This window comes from Streptomyces sp. NPDC031210, assembly GCF_055570395.1.
Genome location: NZ_JBVIHH010000006.1, coordinates 206,317 through 221,462 on the forward strand (window position 1 = coordinate 206,317; position 15,146 = coordinate 221,462).

Here is a 15,146-nt window from a genome sequence, read left to right on the forward strand (position 1 = left end):
GCCGGCGCAGGCAACACCACCCCCCCCCCCCCCACCCCCCCCCCCCCTTTCCCCCCCCCCCCCCCCCCCCCCCCCCCCCCCCCCCCCCCCCCCCCCCCCCCCCCCCCCCCCCCCCCCCCCCCCCCCCCCCGCCCCGCGGCTCGCATGGCGAGACCCGCGGGCCTACCTCATCCCGCCCGACGTACTGTGTGGGCAACCAGCTAGATCCAAGGAGATACCCGAAGTGGCCGAGCTGTTCTACGACGACGATGCCGACCTGTCCATCATCCAGAACCGCAAGGTCGCGGTCATCGGCTACGGAAGCCAGGGCCACGCCCACGCGCTGTCGCTGCGCGACTCGGGCGTCGATGTGCGCGTCGGCCTGCACGAGGGCTCCAAGTCCAAGGCCAAGGCCGAGGAGCAGGGCCTGCGCGTGGTGACCCCCGCCGAGGCGGCCGCCGAGGCCGACGTCATCATGATCCTGGTGCCGGACCCGATCCAGGCCAAGGTCTACGAGGAGTCCATCAAGGACAACCTCAAGGACGGCGACGCACTGTTCTTCGGCCACGGCCTGAACATCCGCTACGGCTTCATCAAGGCCCCGGCCGGCGTGGACGTCTGCATGGTCGCCCCCAAGGGCCCCGGCCACCTCGTGCGCCGCCAGTACGAAGAGGGCCGCGGCGTGCCCTGTATCGCGGCCGTCGAGCAGGACGCGACCGGCAACGGCTTCGCGCTGGCGCTCTCGTACGCCAAGGGCATCGGCGGCACCCGCGCCGGCGTCATCAAGACCACCTTCACCGAGGAGACCGAGACCGACCTGTTCGGTGAGCAGGCCGTCCTGTGCGGTGGCGCCTCCGCGCTGGTCAAGGCCGGTTTCGAGACCCTGGTCGAGGCGGGCTACCAGCCCGAGATCGCCTACTTCGAGTGCCTCCACGAGCTGAAGCTGATCGTGGACCTCATGTACGAGGGCGGCCTGGAGAAGATGCGCTGGTCGGTCTCCGAGACCGCCGAGTGGGGCGACTACATCACCGGCCCGCGGATCGTGAACGAGAACACCAAGGCCGAGATGAAGAAGGTGCTCGCCGAGATCCAGGACGGCACCTTCGCCAACAACTGGATGGCGGAGTACAACGCCGGCCTGCCGAAGTACAACGAGTACAAGAAGGCCGACGAGAACCACCTCCTGGAGACCACCGGCAAGCAGCTCCGCAAGCTGATGAGCTGGGTGGACGACGAGGCGTAAGCCCGTGGGACGGGGGTCGCGGCGCAGGCCGCGGCCCCCTGTCCGTACGGTGTCACCGCCTTGTCCACCGCGTAGTACACGCACGGGTGATCCTGACGCTTCGGCGCAGGACGTGCCCCCGACCGCTACTACACTCAAAACCACAAGCGCGTCAGGCTCACAGCGTCGTGCGTCTTCCACGCGGCTGCCCCCTTCACCGCCTTCGGCCGTCGGGACGGCCGTCCTCCCCCGTGGCCCCAGGGCACGGGAGGGGTCCCCGGGACTAGTTGAGGACTGAAGACCACGTGAGCTCGAAACCTGTCGTACTGATCGCCGAAGAACTCTCGCCCGCCACCGTCGACGCCCTCGGTCCGGACTTCGAGATCCGGCACTGCAACGGCGCGGACCGCGCCGAACTTCTCCCCGCGATCGCCGACGTCGACGCCATCCTCGTGCGCAGCGCCACGAAGGTCGACGCCGAGGCCATCACCGCCGCGAAGAAGCTGAAGGTCGTCGCCCGCGCCGGCGTGGGCCTGGACAACGTCGACGTCTCCGCCGCCACCAAGGCCGGCGTGATGGTCGTCAACGCCCCGACCTCGAACATCGTCACCGCCGCCGAGCTCGCCTGCGGTCTGCTGGTCGCCACCGCCCGCAACATCCCCCAGGCCAACACCGCCCTGAAGAACGGCGAGTGGAAGCGCAGCAAGTACACCGGTGTCGAGCTCAGCGAGAAGGTCCTCGGCGTCGTCGGCCTCGGCCGGATCGGCGTCCTGGTCGCGCAGCGGATGTCCGCCTTCGGCATGAAGGTCGTTGCCTACGACCCCTACGTCCAGCCGGCCCGCGCCGCGCAGATGGGCGTCAAGCTCCTCTCCCTCGACGAGCTGCTCCAGGTGGCGGACTTCATCACCGTCCACCTGCCCAAGACCCCCGAGACGGTCGGCCTGATCGGCGACGAGGCGCTGCACAAGGTCAAGCCGTCGGTGCGGATCGTCAACGCCGCGCGCGGCGGGATCGTGGACGAGGCGGCGCTGGCCACCGCGCTGAAGGAGGGCCGGGTCGCCGGCGCCGGCCTCGACGTCTACGCCACCGAGCCGTGCACCGACTCCCCCCTGTTCGAGTTCGACCAGGTCGTCGCCACCCCGCACCTGGGCGCGTCGACCGGCGAGGCGCAGGAGAAGGCCGGCATCTCGGTCGCCAAGTCGGTGCGGCTGGCCCTCGCCGGCGAGCTGGTGCCGGACGCGGTCAACGTCCAGGGCGGCGTCATCGCCGAGGACGTCAAGCCCGGGCTGCCGCTGGCCGAGCGGCTGGGCCGGATCTTCACCGCGCTGGCCGGCGAGGTCGCGCTGCGCCTCGACGTCGAGGTGTACGGCGAGATCACCCAGCACGACGTCAAGGTCCTCGAACTCTCCGCGCTCAAGGGCGTCTTCGAGGACGTCGTCGAGGACACCGTCTCCTACGTCAACGCCCCGCTGTTCGCGCAGGAGCGCGGCGTCGAGGTGCGGCTGACCACCAGCAGCGAGTCGCCCGAGCACCGCAATGTGGTGACCGTGCGCGGCACCCTCGCCGGCGGCGACGAGGTGTCGGTCTCCGGCACGCTCTCGGGCCACAAGAACACCCAGAAGATCGTCGCGGTCGGTGAGCACTCCATCGACCTCGCGCTCGCCGACCACATGGCGTTCCTGCGCTACAGCGACCGCCCCGGCGTCGTCGGCACCGTCGGCCGGATCCTGGGCGAGGCGGGCATCAACATCGGCAACATGCAGGTCTCGCGGGCCGACGTGGGCGGCGAGGCGCTGGTCGCGCTGACCGTCGACGACACCATCCCGCCGAGCGTGCTCAGCGAGATCGCGGAGGAGATCGGCGCGACCTCCGTGCGCGCGGTGAACCTCGGCGACTGAGCCGCCGGTTTTCGCTCCTTCCCACGGGCCCGGGCCCCGCTTCGGCGGCGCCCGGGCCCGTTCGTGTGCGCCCGTGCGGCCGGTGGGGGAACCGAGCCCCACCGGTCCGGACGCTTCAAGGGGCAACGGTTCACCCGAACGGCCTATTCGGTGGTGAGGTGCCGGGCCCGCGCCCGGCGTTCCGAGGGGCCGGAGTCCACCGGGCACCGACTCCGCTCGACTCGCTGCGCGGCTGCGGGCGTCGCGCAATGGGAAGTGCGCGTACCCGTCACCGGCGCGTGCGGAAGGAGAAGAGACGCCATGAACGCACCCCTGGGTGAGGCCCCGCGGAACCTGACCGGCCTGCACGTGGTCGACGAAGCGGGCGCCAAGGTCGGCACGGTTCAGCAGGTCTACCGGGACGACGCCACCAACGTCCCCGAGTGGATCACCGTGCGTACCGGGCTCTTCGGGATGAAGGAGACCTTCGTGCCGCTCGCCGGGGCCCGGCGCGAGGGCGACCACCTGCACGTTCCGCACGCCAAGGAGACGATCAAGGAAGCGCCGCGGATCGACGCCGACGGCCACCTCGACCCCTCGGAGGAGGAGGAGCTCTACCGCCACTACGGGCTGACCCGGCCGGGCGACAACCCCGGCAATCCCGGAGGGCTTGGGAACCCCGGCAACCCCGGCGGGCCCGGGAACCCCGGCAATCCCGGAGGGCCCGGCAACTTCGGCGGGCCCGGCGCGGGCGGCACCACCCTGCGCTCCGACACGACCACCCCGGCCGGCACCCCGTCCGGGACCCGGCCCGGCACGACGCCCGGCGGCGGCCCCGGCACGGCGCCCGGCATGCGCGGTACGGAGGGCGAGCGCAACAAGCTCATGCCCGACCGCACGGAAGCCGCCGGGGGACCGACGGCCGGGGCGGGCGCGGGGGCGGGCGCCGGAGCCGGCGCCATGGCGATGTCCCGAGGCCGCGACGAGGCCGACGCCGCCCTCGAAGAGGGCCCGACGGAGATCACCCTCTCCGAGGAGCGGATCCAGGTCGGCACCGAGGAGCACGAGAGCGGCCGGGCCCGTCTGCGCAAGCACGTGGTCACCGAGCACGTGCACCGCACGGTCCCGGTCAGCCACGACGAGGTGCGGATGGTCCGCGAGAAGATCACCGGGGAGGACCTCGTGACCGGCCGGAGCGCCCCGCGGATCGGGGAGGGCGAGGTCGAGGTCGTCCTGCACGAGGAGGAGGTCGTGGTCACCAAGAAGACCGTGGCGGTCGAGCGGGTGCGCCTGGAGACCGAGCGGGTGACCGAACAGCGGGAGGTCAGCGCCGAGATCCGCAAGGAGAAGCTGGAGTTCGACGACGGGAGGGGCGAGCCGGGTACCGACGAGGGGAAGGGCCCCGGGCCCCACCGGCGCCGGTGACCGGGGCGCGTACGCGCGTATAAGACGCTCGTCTGGTACGTACGTATGGCGCGCCGGTAGCATGCCGCCCATGGGACACCGTGAAGATCTCCTGGAGGGCGCCAAGCGGTGCCTGCTGGAGAAGGGGTACGCGCGCACCACCGCCCGCGACATCGTCGCCGCCTCCGGCGCCAACCTGGCCTCCATCGGCTACCACTACGGCTCCAAGGACGCCCTGATGCGCAAGGCGCTCATCGCCTCCATCGAGGAGTGGGGCGCGGGCGTGGCCGAGGCGCCCGCGGCGCACAGCGGCCCGGACGCGGAGCCGCTGGAGCGGTTCGCCGCGGTCTGGGACCAGTTCCTGCAACGGATCGCCGAGGAACGGCAGTTCATCGCCGCGCAGGTCGAGGTGCTGGGCCTGCTGCCGCGCGACGACGCCCTGCGCGAGGCGATCGGCCAGGCCCGGCCGGAGGGTGACGAGGGGCTGGTCGCGCTCTTCGAGGGCGTGCCCGACACCGACGTCGACCCCGAGGCGGCCCGCGTCGTCGGCTCCTTCTTCCAGGCGCTGCTCACCGGCCTGATGGTCCAGTCACTGATCTCCCCCGACACCATGCCCACCGGCCACGACCTGGCGACCGCCCTGCGCCGGGTGACCACGGGCCGGGTACTGGGACAGCCGGCCGCGGAGAACGAGGCGTAGGGAGCTCACAGCCGCGCCGCCTTCAGGGCCATGTGCAGCAGCAGCCGGTCCTCGCCCTCGTCGAGGTCCAGGCCGGTGAGTTTCTCCACCCGGCCCAGGCGGTAGTAGAGCGTCTGGCGGTGGATGCCCAGAAGCTGGGCGGTGCGGCTCGCCTGGCCCGCGCAGTCGAGGAACGCCTCGGTGGTGCGGGCGAGTTCGGCGTGCGCGGGGGAGAGCAGCGGGCCCAGCGCCGGGTCGGGCGCCGCGCCCGGCAGGGCGGTCAGCAGGCGGTAGGCGCCGATGGCGTCCCACTGGGTGACGGCGCCCAGGCGCGGCTCGGCGCGGGCCGCGCGGGCGGCGTGCAGGGCCTGCCGCCAGATGGACGGGAGGGAGGTCAACTCCCGGGTGCCGGCGCCGATCCCGGCGGCTCCGGGCCGGGGCGGCGGCTGCCGGCCGGCCGTTCCGCCGCCGCGGGACGCCGATCGCGGCGGCTCGCTCCCGGCCGCCGGCGCGGCGCCCGCCCGTGGTGAGCGCAGCAGGTGGTCGGCCACCGTACGGGCCGGGGCGAGGGCGTCGGCCGAGCGCAGGCGGACGAGCGCGGCCAGGGCTGGGGAGGGCGCCGCGGGCGGCGGGGCGGCGGGGTCCGCGCGCTTCGCGCCGTCCGCCGCGCCCTCCGCCCGGCCGTCGGCGCGGCGGGGATCGGCGCCGGCCCCCGCCGCGGGGCGCGTCGTATCGCGCACGCCGTCGTCCGACGGCAGCGCGCACGCCGCGAGCAGCCCCGGCAGGCTCGGCAGCGGCGCCGCGTCGGTGTCGGTGGTGTCCCAGGGCAGCACCGCGACCAGGGTGAGCGGCGCGCCCGGCGAAAAGCGCAGGGACTCCCGCAGCGCGTCGCTCAAGGCATCGGCCGCGACCTGCCGCCCGCCCGGCGCGCACAGCAGCAACTCCCGTAGCAGGTCGCCCAGTTCGGATCCCGCCCGGGCCTCGTCCGCCAGCAGCGCGCCGATCCGGGCGGCGGTCTCCATGGCCTGCGCGATCCGCGGGTCGGGCGGCGCGCCGTGGCCGCCGAGCGCCAGGTCGGTCAGATGCCCGTCGTCCAGCAGCCAGACATAGCCGTGCACGATGCCGCGATGGCGTACGGGCAGACAGATCCGGCCCTTGAAGACGCCGGCGGCCGGGTCCGGCGGAATGCGCAGCGGCGTCTTGGCGCGCGCGATGCCGAACGCCTCGAACCACGCCCGGACGGCCGCCGAGGACCGGCGCTGGAGGATCGACCGGGTCCGTACGGGGTCCATCACCTCGTCGTCGTCACCCTCGTGCGCGCCGAACGCGATCAGCCCGAAATCCCGGTCCTCCAGCGTCGCCGGCGCACTGAGGGCCGCCGAGATCTCGTCGACCAGTTGCTGGTAGTCGCCTCGCATCCGCCGCCCGGCCCCTTTCCTCCTCGCCGCGTCCGGCACCGGCGCCCCGGTGCCACCACGCGGCACTGCCGTCACCGGCACCACTTTCGCGGTCGCCGTCACTTCCGTCACTCACCCACCATTCTCATACATCTGTCTGAGATCCCGACCACGAAGGCGTGACAGGTGTCGATGGCCGGAAGATGGCGCGATCCTTAAGTTTCAGGTGGCTCACCTTGCCGTCGCGCTTGCCCGTCCGGCGCCCGCCCGGCATCCGTCATCCTGAAACGTGGAGGTGCCCATGCTGGGTCCCGTGCTCCTCGCCGCCGCGCGCAGCGACAGCATCCGCCGCCTCGTCGCGGCCGCTCCGGTCACCCGCCCTGTGGTGGACCGGTTCGTCGCCGGCGAGCGGCTGGAGGAATCCATGACGGCCGTGCGGTCGCTGGCCGCCCGCGGCATGGAGGTCACGCTCGACCACCTGGGCGAGGACATCACCGACCCGGCCGAGGCACTGCGCAACCGCGACGCCTACCTCCGGCTCGCCGAGGCGCTCAAGGCCCAGGGCCTGGGCGAGCGGGCCGAGATGTCGGTCAAGCTCTCCGCCTTCGGGCAGGCGCTGCCCGGCGGCCACGAGCTGGCGCTGAAGAACGTCACTCCGGTGGTCGAAGCAGCCGCCGAAGCCGGCACGACCGTGACCCTCGACATGGAGGACCACACCACCGTCGACTCCACCCTCGCCATCCTCGGCGAGCTGCGCGAGCGCTTCCCCCGCACGGGCGCGGTGGTGCAGTCCTACCTCTTCCGTACCGAGGAGGACTGCCACGCACTCGCCGGGGAAGGCTCCCGGGTGCGCCTGGTCAAGGGCGCGTACAAGGAGCCCGCGAGCGTCGCCTTCCAGGACAAGCGGGAGGTCGACAAGGCGTATGTGCGCTGCCTGAAGATCCTCATGGCCGGGCAGGGCTACCCCATGATCGGATCGCACGACCCGCGGATGGTCGCCATCGGCCAGGAGCTGGCGCGGCGCAACGGCCGCAAACCGGCCGACTTCGAATTCCAGATGCTCTACGGCATCCGGGAGGGCGAGCAGGAGCGCCTGGTCGCCGACGGGCACCGTATGCGGGTGTACATCCCGTATGGCACCGACTGGTACGGATACTTCATGCGACGGCTCGCCGAGCGCCCCGCGAACCTCGCGTTCTTCCTGCGTTCGCTGGCCGGCCGCCGCTGACCGGCCGCCGCTGACCGGCTGGGGCCGACCGGCCCCACGGAGGCGGCTCCGGGTGGATGCTGGAAGCCCGGGGGAGCCCCCGGCCGGCACCTCCGCGGCCGCCCACCCACGCGGCCGCGCCGCACCGCTTGATCCACGTACGACAACCGACGAGCGAAATCGAAGGAGACACGGCCACTATGGACGCTGTGACCCAGGTCCCCGTGCCGGTTAACGAGCCGGTCCACACCTACGCCCCCGGTACCCCGGAGCGTTCCCGCCTGGAGGCCAAGCTCAAGGAGCTGGCCGGCAACCCCATCGACCTGCCGATGACCATCGGCGGCGAGCGGCGGATGGGCGGCGGAGACCGCTTCGACGTCGTGCAGCCCCACAACCACCGGGCCACGCTCGGGACGTACGCCAACGCCACGGTCCAGGACGCCCAGGACGCCGTCGACGCCGCGCTGGCCGCAGCCCCGGCCTGGCGCGACCTGGCCTTCGACGACCGCGCCGCGATCATCCTCAAGGCCGCCGACCTGCTCGCCGGCCCCTGGCGCGAGACGCTGGCCGCCGCCACCATGCTCGGCCAGTCCAAGACCGCCCAGCAGGCCGAGATCGACACGCCCTGCGAGCTCGTCGACTTCTGGCGCTTCAACGTCCACTTCGCGCGGCAGATCCTCGCCGAGCAGCCGCTGGCGAACTCCCCGGGCGTGTGGAACCGCTCCGACCACCGCCCCCTCGAAGGCTTCGTCTACGCGATCACGCCCTTCAACTTCACCGCGATCGCCGGCAACCTGCCGACCGCGCCCGCCCTCATGGGCAACGTCGTCGTGTGGAAGCCGTCCCCGACGCAGACCCTCGCCGCCGTGCTGCTGATGCAGGTGCTGGAGGAGGCCGGACTGCCCAAGGGCGTCATCAACCTCGTCACCGGCGACGGCAAGGACGTCTCCGAGGTGGCCCTGAACCACCCCGACCTCGCGGGCATCCACTTCACCGGCTCGACCAAGACCTTCCAGTACCTGTGGAAGACGGTCGGCAACAACATCGAGAAGTACAAGACCTACCCCCGCCTGGTGGGCGAGACCGGCGGCAAGGACTTCATCGTCGCCCACCCCTCGGCCGACCCGGCCGTCCTGAAGACCGCCATGACCCGCGGCGCCTTCGAGTTCCAGGGCCAGAAGTGCTCGGCCGCCTCCCGCGCGTACGTGCCGGCCTCGCTGTGGAACAACGGCCTCAAGGAAGAGTTCGCGGCCGAGGTCGACTCCCTCACCATGGGCGACGTCAGCGACCTGTCGAACTTCATGTCCGCCGTCATCGACGAGCGCTCCTTCGCCAAGAACAAGGCGGCGATCGACCGCGCCAAGGCCGACCCGACCATCGAGGTCATCGCCGGCGGCACCTACGACGACAGCGAGGGCTACTTCGTCCGCCCGACGGTCCTGGTCTCCACCGACCCGGAGAACGAGATCTTCAAGGACGAGTACTTCGGCCCGATCCTCGGCGTCTTCGTCTACGACGACGCCGACTACGACAGCATGCTGGAGCAGATGGAGTGCGCCTCGGCGTACGGCCTGACCGGCTGCGTCATCGCCCAGGACCGCGCCGCCGCCGCCCGCACCTGCGAGAAGCTGCGCTTCGCGGCCGGCAACTTCTACATCAACGACAAGCCCACCGGCGCCGTCGTCGGCCAGCAGCCCTTCGGCGGCGGCCGCGCCTCCGGCACCAACGACAAGGCCGGCGCCAAGCAGAACCTGATGCGCTGGACCTCCACCCGCTCCATCAAGGAAACCCTGGTCCCGCCGACGGACTACCGCTACCCGCACATGGGCTGATCCCCGACGCGCGACGGCGGCCCGGCACCCTGCGAAAGGGTGCCGGGCCGCCGTCGCGTCAGGAGGCGCGCGGCGGGCCGGTGATCGCTTCGGTGAGGGAGAAGCCCTTGGCCGGCCCCTCGGGGAGGACGACCTCGGTGCCGTACGGCCGGCGGATCGAATCCGCGTAGGTCCCCTTGTCGGGGCCGGGGGAGGTGAGCACGGTGACCGTGCCGTCCTCGTCGTAGTCGTCGATGATGACGTAGACAGGGATACCGGCCTGCGCGTAGGCGCGGCGCTTGCGGACCCGGTCCCGCTTGACGCAGTCGTGGCCGGGAGTGACGACCTCGACGATCATCTCCACGGCCGTGGCCTTGAGGCCCACTCCGTCGTCGGTGACGTACGCGTCGCAGTCCTCGGGGGCGATGAAGACATCAGGGATCCAGACCTTGCGGCCGTGGACGATGTTCATGTCCTGGCGGGCGGCGTAATCGCCACCGTCCAGGAACTTGTCCATGGCGCGGCGCAGCCGGTTGACAACCTGACCGTGCGAGTAACGACCCGTCGGTGACACCTCGATGGACCCCTCGATGATCTCGGCGTGGAAGCCCTCGGGGAGTTCCATGGCTTTCCATGCCTGCCACAGGACCTCGTCCAGATCGGATCCGGGCGTCGTGGTCTCGGGCGCCTCGTGTGCGAGAGCGGTCATGGTGCAGCACCTCCTCCTCAAGTGTGGGCGGGCTCGGCCCGGCGGCACAAGCGACGCCGCCAAGGTAGGCGCCGGCCCCTCGCGACGACCTGCGCCGGCGAGGCGGTTCACCGGTTCGTACGACTATCGGCTCACGGCTTGACGGCCACGTCGGGGCCGGGTGTCGGGCGGTTTCCGTCTCAGATAGTAGGAAGCCCAAGTAATTGTGCAGACATCACGGCCGTGCTGTCCTAGCTTTGTAGGAGCCGAACGTATCGCTCCATCGAGCGACGGCGGACGCGGCCCGGTGCGCAGTGCAGGTGATCCCTGCCGTGCCGAGGCCCCCGCCCCCTCCGGCCGTTTCTGGATCGACGCATCCCACTCTTCTCGGGGCATTGGCATAGGAGACGTGAATCATGGCCGAGACCGCTGTCCGCAGGACCCGCCACGCCGCCCGTAAGACCAGCGAAGCCGACCGCAGGGCCGCCGCTGCGGCCCTCCAGCGCGCGCTCGACCGCCGCGACAACGGTGGCGCGACCGGTCACTGATCCGGGGCCGTTCGATGCCGGCGCGGGCGGGTGACCTCGAAGTGGTCGACCCGCTCGCCCGACTCCGCGAGCGCGGTGACCCTCATGCGGGGACGGTGACCGGGCTCGACCTCGACGGCGATGAACGAGAAGCCCGTGTAGCGCACCCGCGACCAGGTCACCGTGTCCGCCGCCTTCGCGCGGTCCTTGGTCCAGTGGTACGTCTTCACCGCGTCGAGGTCCTTGACGTGGCCCTCGTAGCTGTCCGGCACCGGGAAGTCGTACAGCGCCCGGCCCGCGCCGCCCGCCGTGACGTAGACGATGCCCTCGCGGGAGGAGTCGACGCTGCCGCCGACCGGCAATCGCCGCGAGACCCGGCCGCCCTTGAGGGCGTCGGTCCGCTCGTAGACGTGGTTGTGGCCGTTGACCACCAGATCCACCTGGTGCTTTTCGAACAGCGGCACCCACGCGTCGCGCACCCCGCCGTCCGAGGCGTGCGAATTCGTCGTGGAGAACGCGCAGTGGTGGAAGAAGACCACCAGGAAGTCGATGCCCCGCTCGGCCCGCAGCGCGCCGAGCCGGCGGTCCAGCCAGCGGGTCTGCGCGCCGCCGGTGTAGCCCTGGTTCGCGGGAATCTCGTACGACACGTCGTTGGCGTCCAGCGCGACGACGCCGACGTTGCCGTAGGTGAAGGAGTAGACGCCGGGGGCGTTCGCCGGGTCCGGGCCGTTGCCGGGCAGCGTCCAGCGGGCGCTCTGGCCGCCGTAGCCGTTGGGGGAGTACCACGCTTCCATGTCGTGGTTGCCGGTCGTCACCATCCACGGAACGGATTTGGCCACCGACTCGGTCTGGGCCAGGAACTGGTCCCACACCCGCGCGTCGTAGGTGTCGTCCTCGGAGCCCTGGCCGTCGGTGTCGGCGTAGCAGAGGTCGCCCGCGTGCAGGTGGAAGGACGGGTTCTGGCCCAGGATCAACTGGTCGTTGGCGAGCGCGTGGTAGCTCACGCCCTGGTCGCCGAAGGCGGTGAAGACGAACCTCTCGGCGCGCGCGGGCGCGGTACGGAAGGTGCCGACGGTGGAGAAGTGGCGCGCGTCGGCCGGGTCGAACCCATCGTGGCCGACCCCGTAGTAGTACGTGGTGCCCGGCCGCAGCCCGTCCAGCGCGGCGTGCAGGTAGAACTGCCGCACCGCCGGCAGTTGCGCGCTCAGCGACGGGGTGTGCAGGTCGCGCACCTCCGCCTCGATCTTGCGGCCCAGGTCCCAGGGCGCGAGCCCCACCCGCAGATACGGCCGCCGCACCGCCAGCGGCACCTGCCAGCTCACCCGCATCTGCGACCGCGGATCGGCGCCGAAGGCCAGATGCCGGCCGAACGGGGCGACCAGGGAGCCGTCCACGGAGGCGGCGGCCGGCGACGCCAGGAGGGTGGGGGAGCCGGCGTAGGCCGAACCGGAGAGCAGCCCCGAGCCGGCGACGACCCCGGCGGTGGCGGCGGAGCCGCGCAGCAGGCCCCGGCGGGTCAGCCTCGTACGGAGGTATTCGTGCTGCTCGGGCATGCTCATCCGGGCCGCGAGCCGCTCCGGTATCCCCACCCGCGGGGTGTGCGACGGCAGGGGTGCGGCTTCCCGGGGAATTCCAGTCATGCCGGCGAATCTCCCAGGGCGAGACTGCCGCTGTCCGACCCCGGCATGAACGGCGGGTGACCGGCTCACCACGTGTCCGTATGACGGACGCTACGTGTCAATCAATGGGACGGAGAGTAGGGTCCAGACATGTCTCGCAGCATTCGCCTCGCAGTGATCCCCGGTGACGGTATCGGCCAGGAAGTCGTGGCCCAGGGCCTCAAGGTCCTGACCGCGGTCCTCCCGCAGGACGTCAAGCTGGAAACCAAGGAGTACGACCTTGGTGCCAAGCGATGGCACGCGACCGGTGACACGCTCCCCGACGAGGAGCTGGCGTCCCTCAAGAACCACGACGCCATCCTGCTCGGCGCGATCGGCGACCCCTCCGTGCCCTCCGGCGTCCTGGAGCGCGGCCTGCTGCTCAAGCTCCGCTTCGCCTTCGACCACTACGTCAACCTGCGTCCGTCGAAGCTGTTCCCGAACACCGCGACCCCCCTCGCCGGCCGCCCCGACATCGACTTCGTCGTCGTCCGCGAGGGCACCGAGGGCCCCTACACCGGCAACGGCGGCAGCCTGCGCACCGGCACCCCCGCCGAGGTCGCCACCGAGGTCAGCCTCAACACCGCCTACGGCGTCGAGCGCGTGGTCCGCGACGCGTACGAGCGGGCCAACGCCCGCCCCCGCAAGAAGCTCACGCTCGTCCACAAGAACAACGTCCTGGTCTACGCCGGACACATGTGGAAGAACATCTTCGACAAGGTCGGCGCGGAATACCCCGAGGTCACCACCGACTACCTGCACGTCGACGCCGCGACGATCTTCTTCGTCACGCAGCCCGAGCGGTTCGACGTGATCGTCACCGACAACCTCTTCGGCGACATCCTGACCGACCTCGCCGCGGCCGTCACCGGCGGCATCGGCCTGGCCGCCTCCGGGAACATCAACCCCACCGGCGAGTTCCCGTCGATGTTCGAGCCGGTGCACGGCTCCGCCCCGGACATCGCCGGCACCGGCAAGGCCGACCCGACGGCGACGATCCTCTCGGTCTCCCTGCTGCTGCGCCACCTCGGCTTCGAGGCCGAGGCCGCCCGCATCGAGGCGGCCGTCGCGGCCGACCTGGAGGGCCGGGACGGCTCGCACCGCAGCACGGACGAGATCGGCGACGCCCTCGCCGCACGCGTAGCGGGCTGACCCCCACCCACGCACTCACCAGTAGTACGCACGGCGCCGGGACCTTCGTCTCCCGGCGCCGTCCGCGTTCCCCCGGCCTGTGCTACCGCCCGGTTGGGTGCGACCATCGAACCTGGCTCGCGCACGCGTTTCCTTCCGCCGGTCCCCACGAGCGATAATCGGACGAGGGCCGCCGTCCGTGAGGAAACTCGGACGTCCCACCAACCACCCGGTGCGTCATGAGCGCGGCCGCCACAACCGCACCGGTGCCGCATCTTCCGGGGGAGCACCCCCGGACCCCCGGCCGGAGGGCTGGGCCGGTGACGCGCGGCACACGGAACACGCAGTGAAGGACACGCATTCATGACGACGCCCACGATCGAGCTCAAGCCCTCCTCGCACCCGCTGTCCGACGCGGAGCGGGAGCAGATCCTGGCCGGGCCCGGCTTCGGCCGCCACTTCACCGACCACATGGTGACGATCAAGTGGACGGAGGGCCGCGGCTGGCACGACGCCCAGCTCGTGCCGTACGCGCCGCTGTCGATCGACCCGGCCAACATGACCCTGCACTACGCGCAGACGATCTTCGAGGGCCTGAAGGCGTACCGCCAGCCCGACGGCACCGTCGCGACCTTCCGCCCGGACGCCAACGCCCGCCGCTTCCAGTCCTCCGCGCGCCGCCTGGGCATGCCCGAGCTGCCCGTCGAGACGTTCATCGCCGCCTGTGACGCGCTGATCACCCAGGACAAGGCGTGGGTGCCGGGCACCGGCGAGGAGTCGCTCTACCTGCGCCCGTTCATGTTCGCCACCGAGGTCGGCCTGGGCGTGCGGCCCGCCAACGAATACCTCTTCATCGTCATCGCCTCGCCGGCCGGCGCCTACTTCCCCGGCGGCGTCAAGCCCGTCTCGGTGTGGCTGTCGCAGGAGTACGTCCGGGCCACGCCCGGCGGCACCGGCGCCGCCAAGACCGGCGGCAACTACGCCGCGTCCCTCGTCGCCCAGGCCCAGGCCGCCGAGCACGGCTGCGACCAGGTGGTCTGGCTGGACGCGATCGAGCGCCGCTGGATCGAGGAGATGGGCGGCATGAACCTCTACTTCGTGTTCGGCGACCGCATCATCACCCCCGAGCTGACCGGCTCGCTGCTGCCCGGCATCACCCGCGACTCGCTGCTGAGCATCGCCGCCGACCTGGGCTACGACGTCAGCGAGGGCCGGATCTCCGTCGAGGACTGGAAGGCCGCCAGCCTGGACGGCTCGCTCACGGAGGTGTTCGCCTGCGGCACCGCCGCCGTCATCACCCCGGTCGGCTCGGTGAAGTCCACCCGCTCCAACTGGACGATCGCCGACGGCGAGCCGGGCGAGGTCACCATGAAGCTGCGCAAGGCGCTGCTGGACATCCAGACGGGCGCGGCCCCCGACACCCACGGCTGGATGCACCGGCTCGGCTGAGCCCCTGGCCGCCTCCGTACCACCGGACAACCCGAGGGCCGGGGGGGGGGGGGGGGGGGGTGGGGGGGGGGTGGGGGGGGGGGGGGGGGTTTTGGTGGGCGGGCTCCACCGAGGGGT

General features: G+C 71.7%; 12 protein-coding genes. 9 read left to right on the forward strand and 3 right to left on the reverse strand.

Annotated features, from left to right (window positions below):
- Nucleotides 1-223 precede the first annotated feature (223 nt).
- From ilvC to ACZ45Z_RS13975, 4 genes are all read left to right on the forward strand, one after another.
- Nucleotides 224-1,222, forward strand: coding sequence for a ketol-acid reductoisomerase (gene ilvC / locus ACZ45Z_RS13960; RefSeq protein ID WP_468361273.1), 999 nt, complete (start codon nucleotides 224-226; stop codon nucleotides 1,220-1,222).
- A gap of 284 nt (nucleotides 1,223-1,506) precedes the next feature.
- On the forward strand, nucleotides 1,507-3,099 hold the full coding sequence (serA, locus tag ACZ45Z_RS13965; RefSeq protein WP_468361276.1) for a phosphoglycerate dehydrogenase: 1,593 nt from the start codon (nucleotides 1,507-1,509) through the stop codon (nucleotides 3,097-3,099).
- Nucleotides 3,100-3,399: 300 nt separating this feature from the next.
- On the forward strand, nucleotides 3,400-4,503 hold the full coding sequence (locus ACZ45Z_RS13970) for a PRC and DUF2382 domain-containing protein (RefSeq protein WP_468361279.1): 1,104 nt from the start codon (nucleotides 3,400-3,402) through the stop codon (nucleotides 4,501-4,503).
- Nucleotides 4,504-4,573: 70 nt separating this feature from the next.
- Nucleotides 4,574-5,182, forward strand: a complete 609-nt coding sequence (locus tag ACZ45Z_RS13975) for a TetR/AcrR family transcriptional regulator (RefSeq protein ID WP_468361282.1) — start codon at nucleotides 4,574-4,576, stop codon at nucleotides 5,180-5,182.
- 5 nt (nucleotides 5,183-5,187) lie between these two features.
- Here ACZ45Z_RS13975 and ACZ45Z_RS13980 read toward each other — a convergent pair whose 3' ends face one another.
- Nucleotides 5,188-6,579, reverse strand: a complete 1,392-nt coding sequence (locus ACZ45Z_RS13980; protein WP_468361285.1) for a helix-turn-helix domain-containing protein — start codon at nucleotides 6,577-6,579, stop codon at nucleotides 5,188-5,190.
- Nucleotides 6,580-6,859: 280 nt separating this feature from the next.
- Between ACZ45Z_RS13980 and ACZ45Z_RS13985 the strand changes: the two genes are divergently transcribed.
- Both ACZ45Z_RS13985 and pruA read left to right on the forward strand, forming a co-directional pair.
- Nucleotides 6,860-7,786 (forward strand): proline dehydrogenase family protein, encoded by a 927-nt coding sequence (locus ACZ45Z_RS13985; protein ID WP_468361288.1) that lies wholly within the window; start codon nucleotides 6,860-6,862, stop codon nucleotides 7,784-7,786.
- A 179-nt stretch (nucleotides 7,787-7,965) separates the two neighbouring features.
- Nucleotides 7,966-9,597, forward strand: a complete 1,632-nt coding sequence (pruA, locus tag ACZ45Z_RS13990; protein WP_468361291.1) for an L-glutamate gamma-semialdehyde dehydrogenase — start codon at nucleotides 7,966-7,968, stop codon at nucleotides 9,595-9,597.
- A gap of 58 nt (nucleotides 9,598-9,655) precedes the next feature.
- On the opposite strand, the gene ACZ45Z_RS13995 is transcribed toward pruA, so the two are convergent.
- Nucleotides 9,656-10,285, reverse strand: a complete 630-nt coding sequence (locus ACZ45Z_RS13995; protein ID WP_468361294.1) for a Uma2 family endonuclease — start codon at nucleotides 10,283-10,285, stop codon at nucleotides 9,656-9,658.
- Nucleotides 10,286-10,680: 395 nt separating this feature from the next.
- Here ACZ45Z_RS13995 and ACZ45Z_RS14000 point away from each other — a divergent pair, with 395 nt between their 5' ends.
- Nucleotides 10,681-10,812, forward strand: a complete 132-nt coding sequence (locus ACZ45Z_RS14000; protein ID WP_468361297.1) for a hypothetical protein — start codon at nucleotides 10,681-10,683, stop codon at nucleotides 10,810-10,812.
- On the opposite strand, the gene ACZ45Z_RS14005 is transcribed toward ACZ45Z_RS14000, so the two are convergent.
- Nucleotides 10,806-12,431, reverse strand: coding sequence for a purple acid phosphatase family protein (locus tag ACZ45Z_RS14005; protein ID WP_468361300.1), 1,626 nt, complete (start codon nucleotides 12,429-12,431; stop codon nucleotides 10,806-10,808). The two genes, ACZ45Z_RS14000 and ACZ45Z_RS14005, sit on opposite strands and share 7 nt — an antisense overlap.
- A 129-nt stretch (nucleotides 12,432-12,560) precedes the next feature.
- Here ACZ45Z_RS14005 and ACZ45Z_RS14010 point away from each other — a divergent pair, with 129 nt between their 5' ends.
- The gene (locus ACZ45Z_RS14010) at nucleotides 12,561-13,601 is read left to right on the forward strand and encodes a 3-isopropylmalate dehydrogenase (RefSeq protein WP_468361303.1); all 1,041 of its coding nucleotides are present in this window, start codon (nucleotides 12,561-12,563) and stop codon (nucleotides 13,599-13,601) included.
- Nucleotides 13,602-13,943: 342 nt separating this feature from the next.
- The gene (locus ACZ45Z_RS14015; protein WP_468361306.1) at nucleotides 13,944-15,029 is read left to right on the forward strand and encodes a branched-chain amino acid aminotransferase; all 1,086 of its coding nucleotides are present in this window, start codon (nucleotides 13,944-13,946) and stop codon (nucleotides 15,027-15,029) included.
- The last annotated feature ends 117 nt before the right edge of the window (nucleotides 15,030-15,146 follow it).

Coding starts and splice junctions, on each gene's coding strand:
- ACZ45Z_RS13970 (WP_468361279.1), top strand. CDS start 3,400: ATGAACGCACCCCTGGGTGAGGCCCCGCGGAACCTGACCGGCCTGCAC.
- ACZ45Z_RS13975 (WP_468361282.1), top strand. CDS start 4,574: ATGGGACACCGTGAAGATCTCCTGGAGGGCGCCAAGCGGTGCCTGCTG.
- ACZ45Z_RS13980 (WP_468361285.1), bottom strand. CDS start 6,579: ATGCGAGGCGACTACCAGCAACTGGTCGACGAGATCTCGGCGGCCCTC.
- ACZ45Z_RS13985 (WP_468361288.1), top strand. CDS start 6,860: ATGCTGGGTCCCGTGCTCCTCGCCGCCGCGCGCAGCGACAGCATCCGC.
- pruA (WP_468361291.1), top strand. CDS start 7,966: ATGGACGCTGTGACCCAGGTCCCCGTGCCGGTTAACGAGCCGGTCCAC.
- ACZ45Z_RS13995 (WP_468361294.1), bottom strand. CDS start 10,285: ATGACCGCTCTCGCACACGAGGCGCCCGAGACCACGACGCCCGGATCC.
- ACZ45Z_RS14000 (WP_468361297.1), top strand. CDS start 10,681: ATGGCCGAGACCGCTGTCCGCAGGACCCGCCACGCCGCCCGTAAGACC.
- ACZ45Z_RS14005 (WP_468361300.1), bottom strand. CDS start 12,431: ATGACTGGAATTCCCCGGGAAGCCGCACCCCTGCCGTCGCACACCCCG.
- ACZ45Z_RS14010 (WP_468361303.1), top strand. CDS start 12,561: ATGTCTCGCAGCATTCGCCTCGCAGTGATCCCCGGTGACGGTATCGGC.
- ACZ45Z_RS14015 (WP_468361306.1), top strand. CDS start 13,944: ATGACGACGCCCACGATCGAGCTCAAGCCCTCCTCGCACCCGCTGTCC.